Raw genomic sequence first — 25,877 nt, forward strand, 5'->3', positions numbered from 1 at the left:
AAAGAGCAGGCCAAGTATCGCTGAACGTGGGAAAGCTTGTGCATCTTCAGGCAGGCGATATCAGGCTAAAGTCCCAGCATAGTGTGCATAAAGCGCACAAGGCAATTGATAAAATTGCACAATGTCGTGTGCTGGCGTAACGATCCGGCCCTGCGCTGAATGGGCGGGGCTGAGGCGGCAGAATCAAGAGGGAGACCTATGAGACAAGGCGTGCCCAGTTTGGGCGCATTACAGGCCTTTGAGGCTACGGCCCGCTTGGGGACTTTTTCCCGTGCGGCCGAGGAGCTTTCTTTGACGCATAGTGCTGTGTATCGGCAGGTCAGCGGCCTGGAGCAACGCCTGGGCGTGACCTTGCTGACACGGGTGAGGCGGCGTTTGGTGCTGACTCCGGCGGGGCGCGATTATGCCGCCCGTATCCGCCACCATCTGGAGCAGATTGGCAAAGACACTTTCAGCCTGATTGCGCGCGCCGGTGTGGGCCGCAGCATTCATCTGGCGGTGCTGCCTACCTTGTCCACGGTGTGGTTGATGCCGCGCCTGGCGCGTTTCTCCCAGCGCTATCCGGATATCACGGTCAGCCTGTCCGTGCGTACCACTCCGTTTCAGTTTGGTGACCACCCCTTTGATGCCGCCATTTATCATGGGCGGCAGTTATGGCCGCAAACCGAGGGCATCAAGCTGTTTGATGAAGGCGAACTGGTGCCGGTCTGCTCACCCAAATTGGCCGCCAGTGGTGACTGGCAAAAGCTGGTTCATCTGCATATGTCCACACGCCCCGATAGCTGGTCGGACTGGTATCGCTCCGCCGGTCTGGAGCCTGATCTGCGTGTCAGTTCCGGCCCGCGTTATGAGCTGTTCAGTCTGGTGATGGCAGCACTGCATGCTGACATGGGTGTGGCCTTGATGCCGCGTTTTCTGGTGCAGCAGGCGTTGGAGCAGGGCGAGCTGATCATGCCGCAAGAACACGCCATGCCCGTCAGCGAGGCTTATTTTTTTAGTTATCCCACGGCCAATGAGCCCAGCGAGGCGGTAATTTTGCTGGAACAATGGCTGCTTGAGCACGAAAAGGAGAACACATGAGATTGCACTGGAAACCGGCTTTGTTGTCGGCTGCCTTGACCCTGGCCTTGGCGCTACCTGCGCATGCTAGGGAAGTAGCCAGCCAGCATTTGAATCCGGAAGCCGCCAGCAGTGTCATGCAGCGTGACAAACTGCTCACCCGGAAAAGCATGGTGGTGACGGCGCATCCTTTGGCGACACAGGCTGGTTTGCGCATTCTGGATCAGGGAGGCAGTGCGGTGGATGCGGCTATTGCCGCCCAACTGGTGCTGGGGCTGGTCGAACCACAGTCCTCCGGGATTGGCGGTGGCGGCTTCTTACTGATGTTCCAGCCCAGGACCGGCCTGATGAGCTATGACGGGCGGGAAACTGTGCCTGCGGCCAGCAGTCTGAATCGATTCGAGCTGGACGGTAAAACCATGTCCTTCAAGCAGGCGGTCAATAGTGGTCGTTCGGTAGGTGTGCCGGGTTTATTGCGCGCGCTGGAGTTGATGCATAAAGACGGAGGCGTGCTGCCTTGGGCGAACTTGTTTGATCCGGCGATTGAGCTGGCCGAGGTCGGCTTTGAAGTCAGCCCGCGTCTGAATACCTTGATTGCTGATAATCCTGAGCTGGCAGAAAAGGCCGCTACACGGGACTATTTTCTGGACGAACAGGGCAAGCCCTGGCCAGTCGGCCATCGTTTGCAGAACAAGGAGTACGCGCAGGTGCTGCGCCTTTTGGCCAGACAGGGCGCACAGGCTTTTTATCAAGGTGAACTTGCCCAGGATATGGTGGCCGCCGTTGCAGCCGATCCGATTGCGGGCGATCTGGCGGTGTCCGATTTGACGCAATACCGTGCGCTGCGTCGCGAACCCCTCTGTATGGACTGGCAGCAAGTGGCGCTCTGTGGCATGGCGCCACCCAGCTCGGGTGCCATCAGTGTGATGCAGATGCTGGGTATCTTGCAGCACACGCCCATTGCTGATGCGAAGCCGCAATCTGTGGAAGCGATTCATTATTTCTCTGAAGCGGGGCGCTTGGCTTTTGCGGATCGGGATGCCTGGGTGGCTGACCCGGCGTTTGTGCCTGTGCCACAGCAGGCTTTGCTGGCTCCGGAGTATCTGAAATCCCGCGCCGCCTTGATTCAGCCAGACCGATCCATGGAGCACGCCCAACCGGGCAAGCCCTTGGCTGACTCACAAGCCGCAAGCGACAACACGCCCGAGCTGCCTTCCACCACGCATCTGTCCGTGGCGGATGCCAAGGGGCAGGTGGTGTCCATGACCACGTCGGTAGAGTCTGCTTTTGGCAGCAAGATCATGGTGCATGGTTTCCTGCTGAACAATCAGCTGACGGATTTTGCCTTGAGTCCCAAGGACGAGATGGGACGCCTGTCCGTGAATCGGGTGGAGCCCGGCAAGCGTCCACGTAGTTCCATGGCACCGATGATGGTGATGCAGGATGGTCGCCCTGTAATTGCCTTGGGCTCACCCGGAGGCAGTGCCATCATTCCTTACGTGGCTCAGGCCCTGACCGGCATGTTGATGTGGAATCTGGATGCGCAAGAAGCTGTCAGCCTGCCACATTACGGTAGTCGCAATTGGGCGACCGAGCTGGAGGCAGGAACCGCAGTGACGGAGCAGGCACAGGCTTTAAGGGCGATGGGGCACGAGGTACGTGAGCAGCCCTTTCCCAGCGGTACGCATGTGATTCGCTGGACCCAGGAAGGACTGGAGGCCGGGGTAGACCCACGACGTGAAGGTTTGGCGTTAGGGCAATAAGCAGAGCTTGTAGCCGTGTACCGAGGTACACATTGGTCTTGCCTACGAGACATGCTGCAAGCGCATGGTGGACTTGGGTAAGCCGTCAGCATTCGGAAGAGGCTGTTGGCGATTTGAAGCAGCTACTCGTTGGGGATTGGCAGAGACAGCAGCCGATGGCTGGCAGACACTGGTAGAGCTAATTGCCAAGTAGCTAACAGGCTCAGCTTGTCTAGCTTCTGAAAAAAGGCGGCCAGTAAAAAGCCCTCAATGCTGTGGATATAGATCCACGCCTTGAGGGCTTTTTTAGGTCTTGAGACAGACCTGATTCTGTCGCTTAGCGGAACACCACAGTGCGCTGATCGTTCAGCAAGATGCGATGTTCAACGTGGGCGCGCACGGCACGGGCCAGAACCAGAGACTCTACATCGCTACCGATTTGGGTCAGCTCAGCTGGGCTGACCGAGTGGGTGACGTGTTCCACGTCCTGCTCAATGATCGGGCCTTCGTCCAGATCAGCCGTCACGTAGTGGGCGGTGGCACCAATAATCTTCACACCGCGAGCATGTGCCTGGTGGTAGGGGCGTGCACCCTTGAAGCTGGGCAGGAAGCTGTGGTGAATATTGATCGCGCGGCCAGACAGGGACTGGCACAGATTGGTGGACAGAATCTGCATGTAGCGGGCCAGCACAACCAGATCAATCTTCAGATCACGAGCCAGGTCGATGATTTGCTGCTCTTGCTCGGGGCGAGTTTCCGGTGTCACGGGCAGGTGATGAAAAGGAATGCCGTAAGAAGAAGCCAGACCGGCGTGGTCGGTATGGTTGGAGGCAACGGCAGCAATTTCCACCGGCAGTTGGCCGCTATGGGCGCGGAACAGCAGATCGTTCAGGCAGTGGCCTTGGCGGCTGACCAGGATCAGCAGGCGAGCTTTGCGCTGGGCGTCATAAATATTGGCGTCCATGCTGAATTTTTCAGCAATGGGGGCGAAGCTGGTTTGCAGCGCGTTCACATCCTGCTTTTCGGGCAGGGAAAACTGGATGCGCAGGAAAAAGCGGTTGGTGGCGGCGTCGCCAAACTGCTGTGCCTCAAGAATGTTGCCGTTCTGCTCAAGCAGCCAGCCCGATACGTTGTGGACAATGCCGGTACGATCCGGGCAGGATAGGGTCAAGATGTAATCGTTCATCGACAGTATTGTAAAGATTTCAGAAAAGTTTTTAAGCTGCCTGGGCCAGGGTTTCTTGGCTGTGTTGTGCAATCGCTAAACACGCGGTCAGGCCGGGGGATTCGATGCCGAACAGATTCAGCAGTCCGGGTATGCCGTGCTCGGCGGGACCCGAAAAGACAAAGTCGGCAGCCGCATGGCCTGCGGGCACAATTTTAGGCCGGATACCGCTATAGGCGGGGTTCAGGCTGTTATCGGGCAAAGCGGGCCAGTACTCGCGCACGGCGGCGTAAAAAGATTGGCCTCGCTGCGGGTCCATATCGTAGTTCTCGTCCAGTACCCATTCCGTATCCGGGCCAAAGCGGGCTTGGCCGGCCAGGTCCAGCGTCAGATGCACACCCAGCCCGGCTTTATTGGGCATGGGGTAGATCAGGTGCTTGAAGGGGGAACGGCCTGCCAAAGAGAAATAGCTGCCTTTGCACAGATAGGCGTTCGGGATATGGCTGGCATCCAGCCCGTCGATCTGGCGTGCAGCGGCGACAGCACCCAAACCGGCGGCATTGATCAGGTGGGTGGTCGTCAGGCTGAAAGGTTCTGCTCCACCGACGTGGACCTCAAAACCTTGTCCGGGCAGAACACGCGCACTGACAAAGGGCGTATTGAAGACCAGCTGGGCACCGTGGTTCTCTGCATCGCCTTGCAGGGCCAGCATCAGGGCATGGGTATCCACAATCCCGGTGGAAGGCGAGAGCAGGGCTGCGCTGCAATTCAAGGCCGGCTCCAGAGCCTGGGCTTGAGCGGCATCCAGCCACTGCAAATCGTTCACACCACAAGCGCGCGCCTGGGCCTGCAACTTCAGCAGGTCGGCTTCCTGTTCGGGCGTGGTCGCCACAATCAGCTTGCCGCAACGGGCGTGGTCGACATGGTGTTCCTGACAGTAGTCATACAGCCGGGCTTTGCCTTCTACGCACAAGCGGGCCTTCAGGCTGCCCGGCGTGTAGTAAATGCCCGCGTGTATGACTTCGGAGTTGCGTGAACTGACGCCATTGCCGATGCTGGCGGTTTGCTCGATCAGCAGAACCTCCATGCCTTGCTGGGCCATTTGTCGGGCGCAGGCCAAGCCCACGACCCCCGCTCCCAGCACTATGCAATCGACATCGTTTGCCATGAATCAGGACCTTATCGGCGCGTTGGAGCAAAAGGCGTAGTGTACTCCCGCCATGCAGTCGTCGTCAGGGGCGCGTTGCAACACCCCGTCACGCCAGGGAAGGAGTCAGGTCAAAGTCGCCCGCATGGTAGATCAGGGGCTGGTGGGCGCTGCGTTCGCAGTGGGTGACTTCACCGATAAAGATCAGGTGGTCGCCTGCCTCATGCACGGCATAAGGCTTGCATTCGAACCAGGCACTGCAACGCTCGTCGTCCAGCATCAGCAAGCCATGCGGAGAGCGTTTGGTGGGGTGATCGAGAAAGCGCTCGGCCTGGTCGCCCCAGGCAAAGCGCTTGGCCAGCGATAGCTGACTGGCTCCCAACACGTGAATCACATAGCCTTCGCCGTCCACAAAGTGGGGCAGGGACTGGGAACGCTTGGCCAGCGACCACAGCACCAGAGGCGGGTCCAGGGAAACAGAGTTAAAGGAACTGACGGTCAGGCCAATGGCCTGATCCGGATGGTCTTTGTTGGATCCGGTCACGACCGTCACGCCAGTGGCGAAACGGCCCAGTGCCGAACGGAAGAAGTCGCTATCGAAGGTAGAAGAAAAAACAGTCATTGCATCAAGTCTGAGGGCAGGCGTCCCCAAGGGAACGTCTTAAGGAGCCAGTCGGCTCACCTGCCAGTCAGATGGGTCCTTGCGGTCGAACACCAGCCTGTCGTGCAGGCGCGAGGCACGGCCTTGCCAGAATTCGACGTGGTCAGGAGTCAGTCGGAAGCCACCCCAGTGTTCAGGGCGGGCGGGATGTTCACCTAAGCTTTCAGTGTACTGCTTGGTACGGGCATCCAGCTCTGCGCGGCTGATGGGTTGGCTTTGCGGCGAGGCCCAGGCACCAATGCGCGAGCCCAGAGGACGGCTGTGAAAGTATTCGTCGGACTCGGCCGCACTGATGCGGCTGATGCGGCCTTCAAAGCGCACCTGGCGCTGCATGGAGGACCAGAAAAAAGACAGGCTGGCCCAGGGGTTGTGGTCCAGATCCGTGCCCTTGCGAGACTGGTAGTTCGTAAAGAATACCAGGCCCTGTTCGTCGTAACCCTTGAGCAGGACAACGCGCGCCGATGGGCGGCCTTCTGGGTTCACGGTGGCCAGCGTCATCGCCGTGGGTTCGACTTCCTTCAGTTCAATCGCCTGATCCAGCCAGCGTTGGAATTGCTGGCGGGGATCGGCACAGAGTTCGTTTTCGCTCAGGGAAAAGCGTTCGTATTCGTTACGCAAATCGGCAAGGGACATGGGGCGCTCTCAGGCTTGTTGAGGATTAAGCAGTGCAGTCTGGCTCTGTAGTAATTGAACCACTGATTGCAGGCGTTTATCCAGAATTTTAGAGCGTTGCAGCGCCGAGGCGGTTTCCATGACGTATTCGATGCAAGGGCCGTTGGTTCCCTGGGCCGAGTACACCACTTGCCGCAGCTGTTCGTCCGGCATACGGGGTACGTAGGCGTCGGTCTTGCGGTTCATGGTAAAGACCAGGGCCCGAATATCGCCCTGGCTGGTGCGGCAGCGCAACCAGCGGGGAATATAGGCCCCGCTGGGCATTTCGCGCAGCCACAGGGCATCGAAGACCTTTGGTACGCTTTCGGCGGGAATACGGAAGGCCATGCCGCGGCAGGAACCGCCTACATCCAGCCCGAAGACCAGACCGGGCTGCTCGGGTGTCCCGCGATTGATGCGTGACCACAAGCACAGCGCCCGGTGGTAACCACGCAGCAAGGCTTGGCGCTGCTCGGCAAATTCAAAATCGGGACGCCAGATCAGGGAGCCGTAGCCATAGACCCACAGGTCCTGTTTTTCACACCACTGCGCCTCTTCCAGAGATTGACGCAAAGAGGCGTTGCGCTCTTCGTCAGTCAGGACACGAAAGCTGCACGGTGTGGGTACGGCGGAAGGCGATGCGGAAATAGAATCGATGTTCACGGCAAAAAGGGGTGGTAAGCCAAAATCACAGATGCTTGAAACCTATGACAATTGTAGAGCAAGCACAGTCCACTGTAGCGGGCTTTGATGCTGATAACTAAGGAAAAATACTAATTTGCTTATATGAGTGTTGCTATTTGGCAGAGCACAGTCAAGCCACCAGAGCATAAGGCCCGTTTCACGGGCTGGGCAGGGGCAATTAGACGTAGAATTAACGGGTTTGGCCGCATGGGCCGGTGATGGACAGATTGCATGACAGAGCAGCACAACATGGATGCCGAACGCCGTTTCGGCGGTTTGGATCGTTTGTATGGAGCCGGAGCGCGCGAGCGTCTGGCGGCCGCCCATGTGATGGTGGCGGGTATCGGGGGCGTGGGAACCTGGGCGGTGGAGGCTCTGGCCCGTTCTGCCGTGGGCCGGATCACCTTGATTGATCTGGATAATATTGCCGAATCGAATATCAACCGCCAGCTGCCGGCTCTGGACAGCACTTTGGGGATGGCCAAGATTGAAGCCATGGCCCAGCGCATTGCGCAGATCAACCCGCACTGCCAGCTGCAATTGATCGAGGACTTTGTTACCGAGGACAATGCGGCCAGCCTGATGGAGCAGCGCCCGGACGTGTTTCTGGATTGCACCGACCAGGCCAGCGCCAAGATCGCCCTGATCTTGCAGGCCAAGCGTTGCAAGGTGCCTCTGTTGAGCTGTGGCGGGGCAGGTGGCAAGACCGACCCGCTGACTTTGCGCCGGGGAGACTTGTCGGTGGCACGCCACGATGCGCTACTGGGCAAGCTGCGTCAGATTCTGCGCAAGCAGCATGGCTTCGCGCGTGGCAGCGATGCCCAGGGCCGTGCCCTGAAGCGTGTGCCCCGCATGGGGGTGGATTGCTTGTGGTTCGAGCAGGAAACCCGCCTGCCACAAAACTGGACCCAGGCTGACGATGGTGCCCTGCAAGGTTTGGCCTGTGCAGGCTATGGTTCCGGGGTGACGATTACGGCCAGCATGGGGATGCAGGCCGCTGACTACGCCTTAAACCGGATCCTGAACCAGTAAGGCGTTCTGCCAGCCGCGCAGGGCGTTCGAAACACGAATCGCCCGTGCATGCAGCAAGTCATCCAGAAAAAGCTCCGTTTCACGGGCCAGACCGCTATTCAGAAGCGCCTGTCGTTGCACGCCAGGCAGGAGCCAGCCTTGTGCAGGTGGCGTCCACCAATGACCCTGCTCATCCTGGATATAGATATTGCTGCGGCTGCCTTCGCAAACCCGGTTTTGCGTATCCAGAAAAATCACATCAAAGAGTTGGGGATGCTTTTCCAGCAGGGCAGCGGCTTCCTGATACCAGGGGCGATGCGTGGTCTTGTGCGAGAGCAGGCGGTCCTGGGCAGACAGAGGAGTCTTGGACAGGCACAGTTGCAAAGGCCCTTCCAGAGCGGGCAAGGCCTGTGCCTCGGCCTTCGCACTGGCTTTTGCGTTCCATAGAATGCGTAGCCGCAAGGGAGTATTGACGGGAGCCTGGCCCAGCGCCGTATGCATGGCTTGCAGCCAGGTCTGGGCGTCCCAGTCGTAGCCCAGTTCCGCGCAACTGCGCGCCACGCGTTCCAGGTGCAGTTCCAGCAGGGGGATCTGGCCGTCCGCGTCTACCCGCAAGGTTTCTATCAATTCAGGTTTGCTTTGGCTCATGATGCTGCCTTTAAGTCAGTGTTACAGGGGCCTGCAAGACACGTGCTTTCCACAGGCACTCCAGCCATTCCTGGTCCGGGTCCGAATCCAGCACGATGCCACCACCCACGCCGAACGTCCCCTGGCCTTGATTGTTCAGTTCCAGACTGCGGATGCTGACATTCAGGGACAGGTCGCCCTGGGGGTTGAGATAACCCACCGAGCCGCAGTAAATACCGCGTCGCTGCGCTTCCAGCTGGCGTATGCATTGCATGGCCGCCAGCTTGGGGGCGCCGGTAATCGAACCACAGGGGAACAGGGCGCGCAGCAAGGTTTCCAGGCTGCAGTCCGGGTCTACTTCTGCTTGAATGCTGGAGGTCATGGTCCAGACCGAGGCATATTGTTCTACATCGAACAGGCTGGTGGTGTGCACGGTGCCGGTGCGGGCCACTTGGCCCAGATCGTTACGCAGCAAATCCACAATCATCAGGTTTTCAGCCCGGTCTTTCAGGCTGCTTTGCAGCTCCTGGGCGTTTTTCTGATCTTGAACAGGGTCGGTATCGCGCGGGCGTGTGCCTTTCATGGGGCGGGTCCGCACGGTGCTGCCACGTTTTTCCAGAAACAGCTCGGGCGAAAGCGACAGGATATGGCGATCACCCAGATCCAGATAGGCAGCGTAGGCCACCGGGTGGCGGCTGGCCAGTGCGGTATAGAGCTCACGGGGTGCCATGCCGGATTGAATGCTCAGGGGCATGGTGTAGTTGATCTGGTAAAAATCCCCGGCCTGCAAACCTTGCTGAACCTGGGCCAGCGCATCCCGATAGTCTTGCTGACTGATTTGCAGGCTGACCTTCAGCTCGGGCTTTGCCTGACTATCCCATAAAGCCACTTCCTGGGCCTGTTCAAATACCAGCGCGTTCAGGGGCGCATGGGGCGCAGCATCGCGAGCAGGCAGACGGGGTTCGAACAGCTCGGCCAGTTCGTAGTCCAGTGCCAGGGCTACCCAGTGGCCAGCCTGACGAGCCTGTTCGATTTTTTCAAAAGCAGTACTTAAGTCCTCAGGGCTACGGGCCTGGATATGGCCCAGGTAGCCCTGCATTTCCAGCGCATAGCCTTTTAGTCGGTCTTCAAATCGGCCATACATGCGCCGTGTTCCTTTAAAAATTCCGCCAGGGCCATGCCGGTATGCGAGGCATGGTTGGCTTGTACTTGATCCGGCGTGCCTTGCACCACCAGCCTGCCGCCGCCCGAGCCGCCTTCGGGGCCCAGATCGACAATCCAGTCTGCTTCGGCAATCAAATCCAGATTATGTTCAATCACCAGTACGGTATGACCGGCATCGACCAGTCGGTGCAGCACCACAATCAGCTTTTCCACATCCGCCATGGACAGACCCACGCTAGGCTCGTCCAGCACGTATAGGGTGTGTGGAGCCTTGTAGGCGCGGCCGGTACGGGTCAGACCTTCGTCCAGACGAGCCTTGACCAGTTCACTGACCAGCTTGACGCGCTGCGCCTCGCCACCGGACAGGGTGGGGGAGGGTTGGCCCAGGGTCAGATAGCCCAGGCCCACGCTTTGCATCAGTTGCAGGGGGCGCAATATTTTAGGATGTGCAGCAAAGTACTCAACCGCCTCGTCCACATCCATTTGCAAAAGCTGGCCGGCGGAGACGTCGCGCCAGGTCACGGCCAGTGTTTCCGGATTGAAGCGCTGGCCGTGGCAGGCGTCACAAGGCACCTTCACGTCCGGCAGGAAGCTCATTTCCAGCGTGCGCATGCCCTGGCCTTCGCACAAGGGGCAACGACCATCGCCCGTATTGAAGGAGAAGCGTGAGGCGCTCCAGCCGCGCAGGCGGGCATCGTTGGTGTTGGCAAACAGTTTGCGCACCTCGTCCCAGAAGCCGATATAGGTGGCCGGGCAGGAGCGGGGAGTTTTGCCAATCGGGGTCTGGTCCACTTCCAGCACGCGGTCCAGGCTTTCCCAGCCGCTGATGCTGGAGCAACCCTGCCACACAGGCTTTTCTTTGCTGCCGACAACGCGCTGCAAATTATCCAGCAGCACATCACGGGCAAAGGTGGATTTACCGGAACCTGACACGCCTGTCACCAGACTGAGCTTGCCCAGCGGAATACCGGCCTGAACCTTGTTCAGGTTGTGCAGGCTGGCATCGTGCACCGTCAGCATGGGCGCATCGGCCTGGACGGGACGGCGTGCCTGCATGGGGTGCTTGAGCGGCTCGCGCAGATAGCGGCCAGTCAGCGAGTTCGGGTTGGCCTCGATTTCTGCCAGCGTGCCCTGGGCGATGACTTCACCGCCGCGTTTACCGGCACCGGGGCCCATATCAATAATGTGCTGGGCACGGCGTATGGTGTCTTCATCGTGCTCGACGACCACCAGCGTATTGCCATTGCCTTCCAGGCGCGCCATGGCGTTCAGCAGAATCTGGTTGTCGCGCGGGTGCAGGCCAATGGTGGGCTCGTCCAGTACATAGCAGACGCCTTGCAGGTTTGAGCCTAACTGGGCGGCCAGACGGATACGCTGGGCCTCGCCACCCGACAAGGTGGGGGCGGCACGATCCAGCGCCAGATAACCCAGGCCCACTTCGTGCATGAAGTCCAGGCGGCTGCGTATCTCGTTCAGAATGTCGCGCGCAATATCGGCTTCGCGGCCACTCATGTTCAGGCTGCCAAAAAAGGTCTGTGCTTCATCCACGGGCAAACCGGCCAGTTTGGCAATGGATTGGTCGCGCCATTCAAAGGCCAGAGACACCGGGTTCAAGCGTTGGCCGTGGCAGCTTGGGCATTCCACGGCTTCGCCTTCGTAGCCGTTGTTCCAGCTGTTTTCCTCGCCGGTTTGTTCCTGGTCGAAGCCGGTCAGCTTCAAGCCTGTACCAAAGCAGTCCTTGCACCAGCCATGCTTGGAGTTGTAGGAGAACATGCGTGGGTCCGGCTCGGGGAAGCTGGTGCCGCAGCAGGGACAAGCCCGTTTCACGGAGAAATGTTGCTGACTGGCATTGGATAGCGGCTGACCTTGTCGGCGTTGTTCCAGCGACATGGAGCTCGATGGCGTCAATGGAGCCAACACACTAAAGGAGCCGTGGCCCAGTTCCAGCGCCTCGCGTATGGCCTGGCGCAGTTGCAGTTCGTGGCGAGGGTCAATAATCAGGTCGGCCACCGGCAGTTCCAGCGTGTGTTCGCTGTAACGGTCCAGACGGGGCCAAGGATTGACGGGGATGAACTCGCCATCCACACGCAAATGGGTGTAACCCTTGCCCTGCGCCCATTTGGCAAGGTCGGTGTAGTAACCCTTGCGAGCCGTGACCAGGGGGGCCAGCAAACCAATATGCTCACCCTTGTGATCACGCAGCAGTTGCGCGGCGATTTGCTCGGCGGTCTGCGGGGCCACAGGCACATGGCAGTCCGGGCAGTATTGGGTGGCCAGCTTCACATACAGCAAGCGCAGGAAGTGGTGGATTTCCGTCATGGTGGCCACGGTGGACTTGCGACCCCCACGGCTGGTGCGCTGCTCAATGGCAACGGTAGGCGGAATGCCGTAAATCGCGTCTACATCAGGCTGACCGGCAGGCTGCACAATCGCGCGTGCATAGGCGTTCAGGGATTCCAGGTAGCGGCGCTGACCTTCGTTAAACAGAATGTCGAAGGCCAGGGTCGATTTGCCCGAACCGGATACCCCCGTCACCACTGTGAAGGTGTTGTGCGGGATGTGCACCGAGATGTTTTTCAGGTTGTGCTCGCGCGCATTCAGAATGGCGATCTGGCCATCGTTGCTGCCGCCGGAGCTGGCCTGGTAGTCCACCTCGGGTTCCTGGAACAGGGCCGAGCCCTTGCCCAGAATGGCCTGCTCGTACTCTTTCAGGGCATGGCCGGTATGTGATTGTGGCAGCGCCATGATGTCGCCCGGCGTACCTGCTCCCAGCAATTGGCCGCCATGCTCGCCACCTTCGGGGCCCAGATCAATAATCCAGTCTGCCGCGCGGATCAGGTCCAGATTGTGCTCAATAATCAGCAGGCTGTGACCGGCGGCCAGCAGCTTGCGGAAGGCGCGCATCAGGCGGGCAATATCGTCAAAGTGCAGGCCGGTGGTGGGTTCGTCGAACAGGAACAGATTGCCTTTCTTGGCAACTTTCACCTGGCTTAGACGGGTACGCGAAGCCTGGGCCAGATAAGCCGCCAGCTTCAGACGCTGCGCCTCACCGCCCGAGAGCGTGGGTACAGGTTGACCCAGTTTCAGGTAGTCCAGACCCACATCGGCCAGCGGAGCCAGGCCGGTTTGCACATCGCGCAGGCCCTCGAAAAACTCCATGGCCTGATGCACAGTCATGTCCAGCACCTCGTCAATCGAGGCGCTGCGACCAAAGTGTTCGATACGCACTTCCAGCACTTCGGGGCGGAAGCGCTTGCCATCGCAATCCGGGCAGCGCAGGTACACATCGGACAGGAACTGCATTTCGATATGTTCAAAGCCCGTGCCACCACACGTCGGGCAGCGGCCATCGCCACTATTGAAGCTGAAGGTGCCGGGCGTGTAGCTGCGTTCTTTGGACAGCGGGGCCTGGGCAAACAGCTTGCGGATAGGGTCAAAGGCACCGACATAGCTGGCCGGGTTGGAACGGGCCGTCTTGCCGATAGGTGTCTGGTCCACCATCACCACTTCGGCAATCTGCTCGGCACCCAGCAGGGCACCGTAAGGGCCAGGGGCTTCCGTCGGTTTGCCTTGTTGTTTCAGAATGGCCGGGTAGAGGACATCCTGAATCAGCGTGGATTTGCCCGAGCCGGAGACGCCCGTCACGCAGACCAGACGGCCCAGTGGAATGGATACGGAGATATGGCGCAGATTGTGTGCGCTGACATCTTCCAGCAGCAGGCGGGGTGTGTTCTCGGCTACCGGCATAGGGCGGGGCGATTCAATGCTCAGCTCGCCACTCAGGTAGCGGCCTGTCAGCGTTTCCGCGCCGCGCAAGGCTTGGGGTGAGCCATCAAACAGAATCTGACCACCGCGCTCGCCTGGGCCGGGGCCCATGTCCAGAATACGGTCGGCGGCCACCATCACTTGCGGGTCGTGCTCGACCACGACCAGTGTGTTGCCATTGCCGCGCAGACGGTGCATCACTTCAATAATGCGGTGCATGTCGCGCGGGTGCAGACCAATCGAAGGCTCATCCAGCACGAACAAGGTATTCACCAGTGAGGTGCCCAATGCCGTGGTCAGGTTGATACGCTGCACTTCACCACCAGACAGGGTGCGGCTTTGGCGGTCCAGAGACAAATAGGACAGGCCTACATCGCACAGATAATCCAGGCGGGACAGGGTTTCTTTCAGGAGCAGGTCAATGGCCGCATCGCGTGCGTCGCCAAAGTGCAGACCACGGAAGAAGGTACGTACATGCTCAATAGGCAGACGCATCAGGTCCGGGACGCTCAGGCCGGGCATGGCATCCAGTTGTTCGCGCAGCCAGTTGGAATGCACGGGCATGAAGCGTGGATAGCGGGAGTCGGCGGGGGCTGCCTGATCACCCACACGCCACAAGCTGGCTTCGGGTTTCAGACGAGAGCCCGCGCAGGCCGGGCAGGTGTTGTAGCTGCGGTATTTGGACAGCAGCACACGCACGTGCATCTTGTAGGCGCGCGATTCCAGCCAGTCGAAAAAGCGTTGTGCGCCGTACCACTGGGTTTTCCAGGCCTGATTGCCGCCTTTCCAGTCCGGGGTGCCGTTAATCACCCAGTCGCGCTCTTCCTGGCTCAAGTCCTTCCAGGGCACGCCCAGACGGACACCCGCCGCTGGGGCGTAGCGTTCCATCTCGACCTGACATTCCTTGTAGCTGGCCGTCTGCCAAGGGCGAATTGCGCCTTCCAGCAGGCTTTTGCTGGGGTCGGGAACGACCAGACCGTAATCAATGCCCATCACGCGGCCAAAGCCACGGCAGGACTCACACGCGCCCAGGGGCGAGTTGAAGGAGAAGGTGCTGGCAACCGGCGTGCTGTATTCAATATCGCATTGGGCACAGTGCAGGCCCTGGCTGAAACGCCAGGCGGTTTCCGGGCCATCGGCACTGGCCGAGGCATATACCGTCAACTTGCCCTGGCCGTGACGCAAGGCCGCTTCGATGGCTTCCATGAAACGTTCCGGCTCTACCGTGCTGGCACGGAAGCGGTCCTGAATCACATAGAGAAGCTTTTGCTCCGTGGGGACGGCTTTGCTGCTTTTGCCCTTTTTCGTGCTGCTGCTGACCGTGATGGTCTGCGTTTCTTCGTGGTGCAGGCGGGTGTAGCCCTGCTGATGCAGCAAAGTTTCAATTTCTTGCTGCGTGAAGTTGGCCGGAACCTTGACCGCAAAGGTCAGGACCAGACGGGGATCGTCATGGTCCTGCGCCAGCTTGCGAATCTGTTTGGCGATGCTGTCAGCATTGTCGCGGCGCACCGGCTGGGCGCACTGACGGCAATACAGCTCGCCCAGACGGGCGTACAGCAGCTTGATGTAATCGTTCAGCTCCGTCATGGTGCCCACGGTACTGCGCGAGTTGCGCACTGGGTTCACCTGGTCAATGGCAATGGCAGGCAAGATGCCTTCAATGCGATCAACCTGGGGCTTGTCCATGCGGTCCAGGAACTGGCGCGCATAGGGGGAGAAGGTTTCTACATAGCGCCGCTGGCCTTCCGCATACAGGGTGTCAAAGGCCAGCGAACTTTTGCCTGAGCCGGAAACGCCGGTAATAACCAATAACTCGCCCGTTTTGATACGTACATTCAGGTTTTTCAGAGTGTTCTGGCGGGCGCCAAAAATGCGAATTTCTGAGCTCATGGCAAGGTCGGCTTTCTGGAGAGGGCAGGGTAGGGAAGCGGCAGCGAAAAGGCCTGTCAAACAGGCCCCATGCGCCAGTGAGAGCGGTACATGCCAGCAAGGTGTTGCCAGGGATGCACACTCTAGCCTTTGTATCTTAACGCGGATTACGGTAGAATTTCTGGTTAGCTATTGCGCTTTTGTCGGGATCATCCGGCAGGGCTTACATTAAGATCGGAGATCACCATGGCGGAAATCAAACGCACTCGCCGCAACACGCTGGAGCGTCGTTGCCTGGGTAAAGCATTCAAACGTCTGTTTGTTCGCGCACCCAAGGGCGTTTTCAAAATGCTGGAAAAGGTCAAGCGCGTCTAAGTGCCTGGCTTGAGCGGTGTACAAGCAGAAATCTGATTTTTCAGCTTGAAATCACACCCAGCAGCAAAAAAACCACAGGCAAGCCTGTGGTTTTTTTGTGCGCGTTTGATTTTGCTTCGGGTTTGCCAGGAGCCCTGCAGATAGTGTGCTGCACAGCGCTGTGCTTGCCTTATGATAGTGTCATCCTGATGCAGATTTAAGTTGCTGCCCGTAACAATAATCAAAACAGTGGTTTATGGGGACACCCGCGTATGGAATGGCGCCATTTGTTCACCGTCCTGACACCCAGTTATAACCGCGCTCATACCCTGGAGCGCGTTTACCGTTCCTTATGCGAGCAAACCTGCCAGGACTTCGAGTGGGTTGTCGTTGACGATGGTTCCACAGACGGGACGCGGGAACTGGTGCAGGGCTGGCAGCAGCAGGCCTCTTTTCCGATTCAGTACGCCTGGCAGGAAAATCGTCACAAGAAGGCGGCTTTCAATCACGGCGTGGCTCTGGCTCAAGGTGAGCTGGTCGTTGCGTTGGATAGTGATGACACCTTGCTGGTCAATGCGCTCTACGATATGGCGCAGATCTGGGCCGACATCCCGGTCTCAGAGCGGGCGGGCTATGCAGGCATTACGGGCCTGTGTGTGCGCCCGGATGGCAAGGTCGTTGGGGACATGTTTCCCCAGGATGTTTTTGATGCCAGCTCTCTGGACATGAGCTTTCGCTACCACGTGCGGGGCGAGAAGTTTGGCTGCTTGAGTACCGCCGTGCTGCGCAAGTTTCCCTTTCCCGATCAGATCGAAGGCTTTGTCCCTGAAAGTCTGGTGTGGCGGGCGATTGCCCGTGCGGGCTACAAGAACCGCTTTGTGAATACCGTCTTCCGCGTCTATCACGACAGCCCGGACTCTTTGTCGGTGCAAGGCAAGACCAGCCAGCAACATGCCCTGGGTTTGTGGCTGCTGGCGCAGGATACGGTGGTGAAGTGTCTGCCCTGGTTTCGCTACGAGCCCAAGGCTTTCCTGATGGCTGCCGCGCGTTACACCCGCTTTGGGCTGCACCTGCGCGCCAGTGGGCGCAAGCCACCCACTGGTTACGGCCTGAAGGGGATAGCTTCCTATATGCTGGTGGGCTTGATGTGGCCAGTAGGGCTTGCTTTGTATCTGCGTGATAAGCAGCGGGCCTAAGGTTATGGGTATCTAGCCAGTACAGGGAGGGGGCTCGCCTCAGAGCGGCAGGTAGGTCGGTGTCAAAAAACGGCCCCCACGGTTTTTACATCAGATCCGGGCAAGTGAGCTGGATACGATCAGTGCAGGGTGTGGCCGTGCACACCGGGTTCCGGACTGTCATCATCGTCCTCGTCGTCGTCTTCATCCGTATCGTCTTCGGCGGCGAAGGCATCTTCGCTCAGGGCGAAAGGCAGCAGTTCTTCCAGGGTTTCGGTCCAGGCGACTTCCTCGCCTTCTTCGTCCACTTTGATAAAGCGCACGGGCTCGGCATCGCTTAACTGGATGGCCCACAGGTAACGGCAGGCGTAGACAGCATTGTCTTTGGGGTCCAGACCGCCGCGGTTGCCCACGATGCGGGCTTGTTCGCCGCCTACCTGCACAATCGTGAATTCGCTTTCGTCTTCATTCTTGTCCAGAGGCATGGCAAAGATGACCCATTCAAAGCCGGTTTCTTCCGCGCCCACGATCTCGGCCAGGACGGCGCGACCCAGGTAGGCGCTCAACGCATCGGCGGTGCGGCCCAGGGTTTCGATCTCTTCGGTGGTAAATACAAGTTCAGGGGCGTCAGGTGTGGACATGGCGTTTTTGGATTGTCAGCAAAAGTGAGTATATTACCTGAGACAGGCCTGCACTCAGGCCGGGTGTTTCGTTCTGGACCCGACAGAAGCGCACCTTTTGGGCGCCAAACGCCTACAATCCCAGTTTTCCGAACACGACCTGTTTTTCCTTTTTAGGTTTATATGGCTCAATACGTTTATTCGATGAACCGCGTGGGCAAAATCGTGCCGCCCAAGCGGCAGATTCTGCGCAATATCTCCTTGTCTTTTTTTCCAGGTGCCAAGATCGGTGTACTGGGCCTGAACGGCTCGGGTAAATCCACCTTGCTCAAGATCATGGCCGGGGTAGATACCGAGATCGAGGGCGAAGCCGTCCCCATGGCGGGGATCAAAATCGGTTACCTGCCACAAGAACCTCAACTGAATCCCGAACACAGCGTGCGCGAAGCCGTGCAGGCTGGTTTGGGTCAGGTGTTCGAGGCGCGTCAGCGTCTGGAACAGGTCTACGCCGAATACGCCGAGCCTGATGCGGACTTTGACGCACTGGCTGCCGAGCAGGCCGAGCTGGAATCCATTATTGCCGCCGCCGCGACCAGCGGTGCTGATGACATCGAAACCCAGATGGAAATTGCAGCTGATGCGCTGCGTTTGCCACCTTGGGATGCCTCCATTGCCAACCTGTCCGGTGGTGAAAAGCGCCGCGTGGCCCTGTGCCAGTTGCTGCTGTCCAAGCCCGATATGTTGCTGCTGGACGAGCCAACCAACCACCTGGACGCGGAAAGTGTGGACTGGCTGGAAGTGTTCCTGCGCCAGTTCCCCGGCACTGTTGTGGCGGTGACCCACGATCGTTACTTCCTGGACAACGCTGCTGAGTGGATTCTGGAACTGGACCGTGGCCACGGTATCCCCTGGAAGGGCAACTACAGCTCCTGGCTGGAGCAGAAGGACGACCGTCTGAAGCAGGAAGAGGCTTCGGAAAGTGCTCGTCAGCGCACCATCAAGAAAGAGCTGGAGTGGGTACGTCAGAACCCCAAGGGACGTCAGGCCAAAGCCAAGGCCCGTCTGGCCCGCTTCGAGGAACTGTCCTCGCACGAATACCAGAAGCGCAACGAAACCCAGGAAATCTTTATTCCGGTGGCCGAGCGTCTGGGTAATGAAGTTATTGAATTTGAAAACGTCAGCAAGGGCTATGGCGACCGCCTCTTGATCGATAACCTGAGCTTCAAGGTGCCTGCCGGTGCCATCGTCGGGATTATTGGTCCTAACGGTGCGGGTAAGTCCACTTTGTTCCGCATGCTGGCTGGTAAAGAGCAGCCTGATTCCGGTACGGTCAAACTGGGCCAAACCGTCAAGCTGGCTTATGTAGACCAGTCGCGTGATGCGCTGGCCAACGAGAAAACCGTGTTTGATGCGATTGCCGACGGCGCAGACCTGCTGACCGTAGGTCGCTTTGAAATGCCCTCGCGTGCATACCTGGGCCGCTTCAACTTCAAGGGCGCGGATCAGAACAAGATCGTGGGCAATCTGTCCGGCGGGGAGCGCGGTCGTCTGCACCTGGCCAAGACCCTGATTGCCGGTGGTAACGTCTTGCTGCTGGACGAACCGTCCAACGACCTGGACGTGGAAACTCTGCGTGCCCTGGAAGATGCCTTGCTGGAGTTTGCCGGCTCGGTCATGGTGATCAGTCACGATCGCTGGTTCCTGGACCGTATCGCCACCCACATTCTGGCTTTTGAGGGTGACTCGGAAGTCGTATTCTTTGATGGCAACTATCAGGAATACGAAGCAGACAAGAAGAAACGTCTGGGCGAAGATGCTGCCAAACCCCGTCGTATCCGCTACAAATCCCTGAAATAAGGAAAGTGCCATGCCTGTGCTCAATGCTCACCAGTCTTTCGTCTTGATTGTTGATATGCAAACGGGCTTGTTGCCCGCCATTGCAGACCACCAAGCCTTGGTCGAACGGGCCGGGAAATTGGCACAGGCGGCTCGACTTTTAGGGGTGCCGGTTCTGGCAACCGAGCACTGGGCCGAGAAAATCGGCCCAACAGATCCGGCCCTGTTGCCGCATGTAGACAAAGTGCTGCATAAAACCCACTTCGATGCCACGCGCGAAGCCGATTTTGTGCCCGCTTTGCCTGTCGGACGCACACGCGTCTTGTTACTGGGTACAGAGTCTCATGTGTGTGTGTTACAAACTGGCCTGGGTCTGATGGAGCGTGGTTACGAGCCGGTGCTGGTCGGAGATTGTGTAGGCTCGCGCCATCCCGAGTCCCGTCAGGCGGCCTGGGATCGCTGGGCGATGCATGGACTGGAGCGCGTTAGCGCCGAAATGGCCATGTTTGAATGGCTGGAAACACCGGCCAATCCTGCATTCAAGCAGGTTCTGGCCTTGATCAAATAAACTGAACAAAAGCTGAATTACATCTGTTGCGTTGCCTAACAATAGGGTCTGGACTAATCGGCTCCAGAGGGTGAAGATAGACTTTAATGCCGTGTTAAGCACGGATACTTCACGGAGGTTTACGGATGAAAATGACGACTATCACTAAAGTGGGTATGGCCACGGTTCTGGCCGTCGTGATGGCGGGCTGCTCTTCCTGGGATGGCATGAGCAAACGTCAAAAAGGTGCCGTAACCGGCGCGGGTCTGGGTGGTGTTGCCGGTGCAGTAATTACTGATGGCGGCATTCTGGGTACGGTCGGTGGCGCTGCGATTGGTGGCGTAATCGGCGATCAGGTCGGCAAGAACCGCTAAATTCAAATTTTCTGTATGAGCTGAACGCTCATCGGAATAAAGCCTCAAAGCTTGGGACAGGAGTCCTGGCTTTGAGGCTTTTTTTATGGGTTCGAGTATCAGCTGAGCGGTTCTTATGCCTTAGGGGCGGTGGCCCTCGTCCATCATGGAGCGATACCACTCGTGAAAGTGTTTCATGCCGTCTTCCAGCGGTGACTGGTAGGGGCCCACTTCGCAGACTCCGCGCTCCATCAGGGCGCGGCGTCCAGCATCCATGCGCTCGGCAATCTCGTCATCCTCCACTGCCGTTTCCATATAGGCGGCGCGTTGTGCTTCTACAAAGTCACGTTCGAAGGCCACGATGTCTTCGGGGTAGTAGAACTCCACCACATTCATGGTTTCCTGCGGCCCCTTGGGGTAGAGCGTGGAGAGCACCAGCACATGTGGATAGATCTCGATCATGTGGGTGGGGAAGTAGGTTACCCAGACGGCTCCGAAGTCCGGCGCTTCGCCCTGGCGGTAAGTCAGCAGATTGTCATGCCATTGGCGATAGGTGGGAGAGCCCGGATTGGCCAGGGCCTGATGCACGCCGACGCGCTGCAGGCTGTACCAGTCGCTGAACTCCCACTCCAGATCGTCACAGGTCACGAACTGACCCAGGCCAGGGTGGAAGGGGGCGACGTGATAGTCCTCCAGATAGACCTCGATAAAGGTCTTCCAGTTGTAGTTGCACTGGTGGATTTCGACGTGATCCAGCACATAGTCCTGAAAGTCGAACTCGGGGCGGCTGAACAGGGCGGCCATATCCTTGGCTGGATCGCGCGGGCCTTCAAACAGCAGGCCATGGCAATCTCGCAAGGGATAGCGTTCCAGGTTCAGACAGGGCTTGTCCTTGAAGCGGGGTGCCGCCAGCAAGTCGCCTTGGGCGTTATAGGTCCAGTTGTGCAGGGGACAGACAATATGGCCACCCGTGCTGCTCAGGGAGCCGTGGCTGGCCTGATTGGGTTGGCCGGGCATGTCGCCCAGCATCAGGGCCTGACGGTGTCTGCAGACGTTGGAGAGCAGTTCTACGCCATATTGGCTGCGTATCAGTGTACGGGCCGCGTTTTCCTGAAGCAGGGTGCGCCAGTCGCCGGGTTCGGGAACAAACTTTTCATTGCCGACGTACAAGGCCGACTGCTGAAAAATACGCTCTTGTTCGCGCTCGAACAGAGCGTGGTCAAAGTAGGCGCTAACAGGAAGCTGGGGGTGAGCAGGCACAAGACGTGCCATCTGACCTAGCTCGGTCATGATTCCCTCCGCATGGGTCAATAAGCCAGGCCCCAGGAGGGCGATCAGTGGCACTACTAGCCATCTCTGGCGCGAAGAAAAATCGGAACTGGCCGATTACCAAGGCGAAATTGTACCTGATCTATTAGCCGCCTAGCCGCATGGCGCCAGCCCTTCATGGTGTTTTTCGGGAGGCTTTTGGTATATGAAACAGCCAAGAAAATGGCCATCCGAAGGGATGGCCATTTCAAGCAGCAAGGGTTTGCCTGTCAGCAACGCTTTACTTGTTTTCCAGCGTGCTGGCATCAATTTGCGGCATTTCGATTTTGACTTCCAGCACTTCCAGCGAGTCCTGGCGATCAAGGTTCACCTTGATGTCATCGGGATTAATCTTCACGTAGCGCGAGATCACTTCGACCAGCTCTTTTTGCAAGCGGGGCAAGTAGTCCGGGGCAACACCCCCTTGGCCACGTTCGTTAATAAGGATCAGTTGCAGACGGTCCTTGGCAACTGTTGCCGACGTTTTCTTGTGACCGAGCAGGAAGGACAGGAAAGACATATTACTTTCCTCCGAACAGGCGCTTGAACAGACCTGGCTTTTCGTAATCCACAAAACGCAATGGTTTTTCGCCACCCAGGTAACGATCTACGATGTCCTGATAGGCCTGGGACACATCACTTTCCTTGATATGGATAACGGGTACTCCTTGGTTGGATGCTTGCAGCACGGTTTCCGACTCGGGGGTGACCCCAATCAGTTTGATGCGCAAGATATCTTCAACGTCTTGCAGGGACAGCATCTCGCCGTCCGACACGCGTTTGGGGCTGTAACGGGTCAGCAGCAAATATTCTTTGATGGGCTCTTTGCCCTGTTCACCGCGTCGCGATTTGGCGGCCAGAATGCCCAGGATGCGGTCCGAGTCACGAACCGAGGACACTTCGGGGTTGGTCACCACCAGGGCATCGTCTGCAAAGTAGGAGGCCATCAAAGCGCCGGTTTCGATACCTGCGGGCGAATCGCACACAATGTATTCAAAACCCATGCCCTTGAGCTCTTCCAGTACTTTCTCCACGCCTTCGCGGGTCAGGGCGTCTTTGTCACGCGTCTGGGAAGCGGGCAGGATGAACAGATTTTCCAGCTGCTTGTCACGGATCAGGGCCTGGTTCAATGTTGCTTCGCCCTGGATCACGTTGACGAAGTCATACACCACGCGTCGCTCGCAACCCATGATCAGATCCAGGTTGCGCAAACCGACGTCAAAGTCGATGACCACGGTCTTGTGACCGCGCATCGCAAGACCAGATGCAAAACTGGCACTGGTGGTGGTTTTGCCCACGCCACCCTTGCCGGAGGTCACTACAACTATACGCGCCATGACAATCGGATTCCTTTGTTTTTCAAGTCACATAATCGTAAAGCATAACGGGCCTAATTTTGACATCCGTTCTGCCACTTAGCCTACTGCTTAGAAACAAAACATATCAATTGCTTTGTTCCGTGTCAGCTTACACGGTTGCGCTTGCACTTGCTTGCTCTCATGCGGGCTCTCAGTGCAAGCCACTATAAAAAGCGCCGGCAAAAGCCGGCGCCTTGTACTGCTAGGAGCTCAGGGGATCAAATCTGAGCGTGTCCTCTTCCAGCGTGACCACGGCCGGTTTGTTGCGCAGTTGCGCATCCAGTCGGGTTTCAATAATGCGATACACACCGGCAATGGCGATCAGTTCCGGGTCCAGCTCGGTGGTGAAGATGCGCGCTTTCGCATCGCCACGGGCACCGGCCATGGCCTTGCCGCGCAGGGGACCGTAGACGTGGATATTGCCATCGGCCACCACTTCCGCACCTTGGCTGACCGCACCGATCACGATCAGGTCCGTATGGCGGGCGTAGATACGCTGGCCGGAGCGCAACTGACGGTTGATGATGAGCGCAGCCGGAGCAATAGCGGGTGGCGGCGGGGCGGCTGCCGCGGGGGCTTCCTGCTGGGCAGCCTGCGACAACACAGGCACTTCCTTGTCCGGCGCAGCCTGTGCTTGTGGGCGGGCAGGCGGGTTGGACAGTTCGACGTGTGGCAAGCCACTGTCGATGGCGTTGTCGGCATGATTGGGGTGAGCAATGATGCCCACCGGATGCAGCTTGTGCTGACGCAGTGCGTCCGCCAGTGCGGCCCAGTCCACCGGCGCGTCAATGGCGCTGGCATCAATGACGACGGGCTCGTCCTCAAAGAAGGAGCCAGCGTCTTTCATGCGTTGAGCCAGTGCGGCTAACTGCTCGGCCGTGTCAGCCGAGCGCAGCACTACCCGTACGGCGTACAGTGTGGCGCTTTTGAAATCCAGGGCCTGTGGCCCTTTGGCATGAGTCTGATCGTTCACGTTAATAGCCTTAGACCCAGGTGTCTTTCAGAGTCGTGGTGCGGTTAAGAACGGGTTTTTCCGGGGTGGAGTCCACACGGTCCGCCACAAAGTAGCCCAGACGTTCAAACTGCCAGCGGGCATCGGGCGTGGCCTGGGTGCCGGGTTCCAGCCAACCTTGAATCACGCGCAGCGAGTTCGGGTTGATGTGCTCCAGGAAGTCCTGGTCGGCCGCATCGGGCTGAGGATGAGCAAAGAGACGGTCGTACAGACGAATCTCGGCTGCAATCGCGTGCTCGGCGCTGATCCAGGTGATATTGCCCTTGACCTTGACCGAGTCCGCACCGGGCGTGCCGCTCTTGGTGTCGGGCAGGTATTCAGCCAGCACCTGGGTGACATTGCCTTGCTCGTCCTTGACGCAGCCGGTGCAACGCACCACATAGCCGTACTTCAGACGCACGGTATTGCCGGGGAACAGGCGGAAGTACTTTTTGGGTGGCTCTTCCTTGAAGTCCTCGCGCTCGATGTACAGGCGACCGGAGAAGGGGAACTCGCGTTGACCGGCTTCCGGATTGTGCGGATTGCGCGGTGCGTGGCACAGCTCGCTTTGGCCTTCAGGGTAATTGGTAATGATCAGTTCGATCGGGTCCAGAATGGCAACGCTGCGGTCGGCCACCGGGTCCAGATCATCGCGCAGGGCTTGTTCCAGCAGGCTGTAGTCCACGTGCTGGGCTGCTTTGGACACACCCAGACGGTCCGTGAACAGACGAATGGCACCGGCGCTGTAGCCACGGCGGCGCAAACCGGCCAGGGTGGGCATGCGCGGATCATCCCAACCGGACACATGGTTTTCCTGAACCAACTGGCGCAGCTTGCGCTTGCTGGTCACCACATAGGACAGGTTCAGACGCGAGAACTCGTACTGCTTGGGCAGCGGGTCGGATAACTGACCCAGCTCGACCAGGCGCTCCAGAATCCAATTGTAGAACGGGCGCTGGTCTTCAAATTCCAGGGTGCACAGGCTGTGGGTGATGCGCTCCAGCGCGTCTTCCACGGGGTGTGCCCAGCTGTACATGGGGTAGATGCACCATTTGTCGCCAGTGCGATGGTGTTCGGCGTGGCGGATACGGTACATGACCGGGTCGCGCATATTGATATTGGGCGAGCCCATATCAATCTTGGCACGCAGGGCCATGCTGCCATCGGGGTGCTTGCCGTCGCGCATTTCGCGCAGCAGCTTGATGGATTCTTCGGCAGAGCGGTCGCGCCAGCGCGAGTTCACGCCTTTTTCGGTCAGGGTGCCACGGTTGGTGCGCATTTCTTCAGCGCTTTGCTCGTCGACGTAGGCATAGCCTGCATTTACCAGCGCTTCAGCGAACTGGTACATATAGTCGAAGTAGTCGCTGGCAAAGTACAGGTTCTCTTCTTTCTTGAAGGTCCAGTCAAAGCCCAGCCATTTCACCATGTCGATAATGGCGTCCACGTATTCCTGTTCTTCTTTTTCAGGATTGGTGTCGTCAAAGCGCAGGTGGCAGGCACCCTGGTAGTCGCTGGCCAGTCCGAAGTTCAAACAGATACTTTTGGCGTGCCCAATGTGCAGATAGCCGTTGGGCTCGGGGGGGAAGCGCGTACGGATACGCGCGGCATCAACAGCCGCCCCTTCCTGGGTACTGGCCGGGCCTGGCTGACCGGCCCAGGATTTTTGTGCGTAACGGCCAGCGCTCAGATCCTGGTCGATGATCGTGCGCAGAAAATTAGATACGGGAGCGGGAGTGGTGTCAGAGGTCATACACGTTTGAAATAAAGAAGCCGACAGACTAATCGGCCAT

22 protein-coding genes are annotated in these 25,877 nt (G+C 58.5%); 8 read left to right on the plus strand and 14 right to left on the minus strand.

Going from position 1 to position 25,877, the window contains the following annotated elements; translation table 11 throughout:
• Positions 1-198 precede the first annotated feature (198 nt).
• Positions 199-1,080, plus strand: a complete 882-nt coding sequence (locus DUD43_RS03710; protein ID WP_153229201.1) for a LysR substrate-binding domain-containing protein — start codon at positions 199-201, stop codon at positions 1,078-1,080.
• Positions 1,077-2,822: a gamma-glutamyltransferase gene (ggt, locus tag DUD43_RS03715; RefSeq protein WP_153229202.1), complete on the plus strand. Its 1,746-nt coding sequence runs from the start codon at positions 1,077-1,079 to the stop codon at positions 2,820-2,822. The genes DUD43_RS03710 and ggt overlap by 4 nt, the downstream gene beginning before the upstream one ends.
• A 316-nt stretch (positions 2,823-3,138) precedes the next feature.
• On the opposite strand, the gene purU is transcribed toward ggt, so the two are convergent.
• The 5 genes from purU to DUD43_RS03740 form a co-directional block, all read right to left on the minus strand.
• Positions 3,139-3,993 carry a formyltetrahydrofolate deformylase gene (purU, locus tag DUD43_RS03720; RefSeq protein ID WP_221080299.1) on the minus strand — a complete coding sequence of 285 codons (855 nt, stop codon included), beginning with the start codon at positions 3,991-3,993 and terminating at the stop codon, positions 3,139-3,141.
• A gap of 25 nt (positions 3,994-4,018) precedes the next feature.
• Entirely contained in the window at positions 4,019-5,134 is a 1,116-nt protein-coding gene (locus DUD43_RS03725) for an NAD(P)/FAD-dependent oxidoreductase (protein WP_153229204.1), read from the minus strand.
• Between the two features lie 88 nt (positions 5,135-5,222).
• Positions 5,223-5,735: a flavin reductase family protein gene (locus DUD43_RS03730; RefSeq protein ID WP_153229205.1), complete on the minus strand. Its 513-nt coding sequence runs from the start codon at positions 5,733-5,735 to the stop codon at positions 5,223-5,225.
• 39 nt (positions 5,736-5,774) lie between these two features.
• Positions 5,775-6,407: a pyridoxamine 5'-phosphate oxidase gene (gene pdxH, locus DUD43_RS03735; protein WP_153229206.1), complete on the minus strand. Its 633-nt coding sequence runs from the start codon at positions 6,405-6,407 to the stop codon at positions 5,775-5,777.
• Between the two features lie 9 nt (positions 6,408-6,416).
• On the minus strand, positions 6,417-7,088 hold the full coding sequence (locus DUD43_RS03740) for a gamma-glutamylcyclotransferase (RefSeq protein ID WP_042483350.1): 672 nt from the start codon (positions 7,086-7,088) through the stop codon (positions 6,417-6,419).
• 252 nt (positions 7,089-7,340) lie between these two features.
• Between DUD43_RS03740 and DUD43_RS03745 the strand changes: the two genes are divergently transcribed.
• A complete protein-coding gene (locus DUD43_RS03745) occupies positions 7,341-8,141 on the plus strand; it encodes a ThiF family adenylyltransferase (protein ID WP_153229207.1) in 801 nt (266 codons plus the stop codon).
• Here the strand turns inward: DUD43_RS03745 and DUD43_RS03750 are convergent.
• Genes DUD43_RS03750 through uvrA form a run of 3 tightly spaced genes read right to left on the minus strand, consistent with a single transcriptional unit; the run spans position 8,118 to position 15,566 of the window.
• Positions 8,118-8,768 carry an aminotransferase class IV gene (locus tag DUD43_RS03750; protein WP_153229208.1) on the minus strand — a complete coding sequence of 217 codons (651 nt, stop codon included), beginning with the start codon at positions 8,766-8,768 and terminating at the stop codon, positions 8,118-8,120. The two genes, DUD43_RS03745 and DUD43_RS03750, sit on opposite strands and share 24 nt — an antisense overlap.
• 10 nt (positions 8,769-8,778) lie before the next feature.
• The gene (gene pabB / locus DUD43_RS03755; RefSeq protein WP_153229209.1) at positions 8,779-9,891 is read right to left on the minus strand and encodes an aminodeoxychorismate synthase component I; all 1,113 of its coding nucleotides are present in this window, start codon (positions 9,889-9,891) and stop codon (positions 8,779-8,781) included.
• Complete coding sequence (gene uvrA / locus DUD43_RS03760; RefSeq protein ID WP_153229210.1) at positions 9,864-15,566, minus strand: excinuclease ABC subunit UvrA; 5,703 nt, start codon at positions 15,564-15,566, stop codon at positions 9,864-9,866. Before uvrA ends, pabB begins: the two co-directional genes overlap by 28 nt.
• Positions 15,567-15,791: 225 nt before the next feature.
• On the opposite strand from uvrA, the gene DUD43_RS19320 reads away from it, so the two are divergent.
• Together DUD43_RS19320 and DUD43_RS03765 are read left to right on the plus strand one after the other, a co-directional pair.
• Complete coding sequence (locus tag DUD43_RS19320; protein WP_003803595.1) at positions 15,792-15,920, plus strand: hypothetical protein; 129 nt, start codon at positions 15,792-15,794, stop codon at positions 15,918-15,920.
• A 251-nt stretch (positions 15,921-16,171) separates the two neighbouring features.
• A complete protein-coding gene (locus DUD43_RS03765) occupies positions 16,172-17,095 on the plus strand; it encodes a glycosyltransferase family 2 protein (RefSeq protein ID WP_153229211.1) in 924 nt (307 codons plus the stop codon).
• Between the two features lie 119 nt (positions 17,096-17,214).
• Here the strand turns inward: DUD43_RS03765 and DUD43_RS03770 are convergent, their stop codons facing one another.
• Positions 17,215-17,715 (minus strand): hypothetical protein, encoded by a 501-nt coding sequence (locus DUD43_RS03770; protein ID WP_153229212.1) that lies wholly within the window; start codon positions 17,713-17,715, stop codon positions 17,215-17,217.
• 162 nt (positions 17,716-17,877) lie between these two features.
• On the opposite strand from DUD43_RS03770, the gene ettA reads away from it, so the two are divergent.
• From ettA to DUD43_RS03785, 3 genes are all read left to right on the plus strand, one after another.
• A complete protein-coding gene (ettA, locus tag DUD43_RS03775) occupies positions 17,878-19,551 on the plus strand; it encodes an energy-dependent translational throttle protein EttA (RefSeq protein WP_153229213.1) in 1,674 nt (557 codons plus the stop codon).
• Positions 19,552-19,561: 10 nt separating this feature from the next.
• Positions 19,562-20,098: an isochorismatase family protein gene (locus tag DUD43_RS03780; RefSeq protein WP_153229214.1), complete on the plus strand. Its 537-nt coding sequence runs from the start codon at positions 19,562-19,564 to the stop codon at positions 20,096-20,098.
• A gap of 125 nt (positions 20,099-20,223) precedes the next feature.
• Positions 20,224-20,451 carry a glycine zipper 2TM domain-containing protein gene (locus tag DUD43_RS03785; RefSeq protein ID WP_153229215.1) on the plus strand — a complete coding sequence of 76 codons (228 nt, stop codon included), beginning with the start codon at positions 20,224-20,226 and terminating at the stop codon, positions 20,449-20,451.
• Positions 20,452-20,571: 120 nt separating this feature from the next.
• Here the strand turns inward: DUD43_RS03785 and DUD43_RS03790 are convergent, their stop codons facing one another.
• The 5 genes from DUD43_RS03790 to DUD43_RS03810 form a co-directional block, all read right to left on the minus strand.
• Positions 20,572-21,720 carry an aromatic ring-hydroxylating oxygenase subunit alpha gene (locus DUD43_RS03790; protein WP_153229216.1) on the minus strand — a complete coding sequence of 383 codons (1,149 nt, stop codon included), beginning with the start codon at positions 21,718-21,720 and terminating at the stop codon, positions 20,572-20,574.
• Between the two features lie 259 nt (positions 21,721-21,979).
• Positions 21,980-22,258: a cell division topological specificity factor MinE gene (gene minE, locus DUD43_RS03795; RefSeq protein WP_009455079.1), complete on the minus strand. Its 279-nt coding sequence runs from the start codon at positions 22,256-22,258 to the stop codon at positions 21,980-21,982.
• Position 22,259: 1 nt separating this feature from the next.
• Complete coding sequence (minD, locus tag DUD43_RS03800; RefSeq protein ID WP_009455077.1) at positions 22,260-23,075, minus strand: septum site-determining protein MinD; 816 nt, start codon at positions 23,073-23,075, stop codon at positions 22,260-22,262.
• 223 nt (positions 23,076-23,298) lie between these two features.
• Positions 23,299-24,069 (minus strand): septum site-determining protein MinC, encoded by a 771-nt coding sequence (gene minC / locus DUD43_RS03805; protein ID WP_153229217.1) that lies wholly within the window; start codon positions 24,067-24,069, stop codon positions 23,299-23,301.
• 10 nt (positions 24,070-24,079) lie between these two features.
• On the minus strand, positions 24,080-25,837 hold the full coding sequence (locus DUD43_RS03810) for a glutamine--tRNA ligase/YqeY domain fusion protein (protein WP_153229218.1): 1,758 nt from the start codon (positions 25,835-25,837) through the stop codon (positions 24,080-24,082).
• Between the last annotated feature and the right edge of the window lie 40 nt (positions 25,838-25,877).

The sequence above is a fragment of the Alcaligenes faecalis genome (assembly GCF_009497775.1).
Lineage (GTDB): Bacteria > Pseudomonadota > Gammaproteobacteria > Burkholderiales > Burkholderiaceae_B > Alcaligenes > Alcaligenes faecalis_D.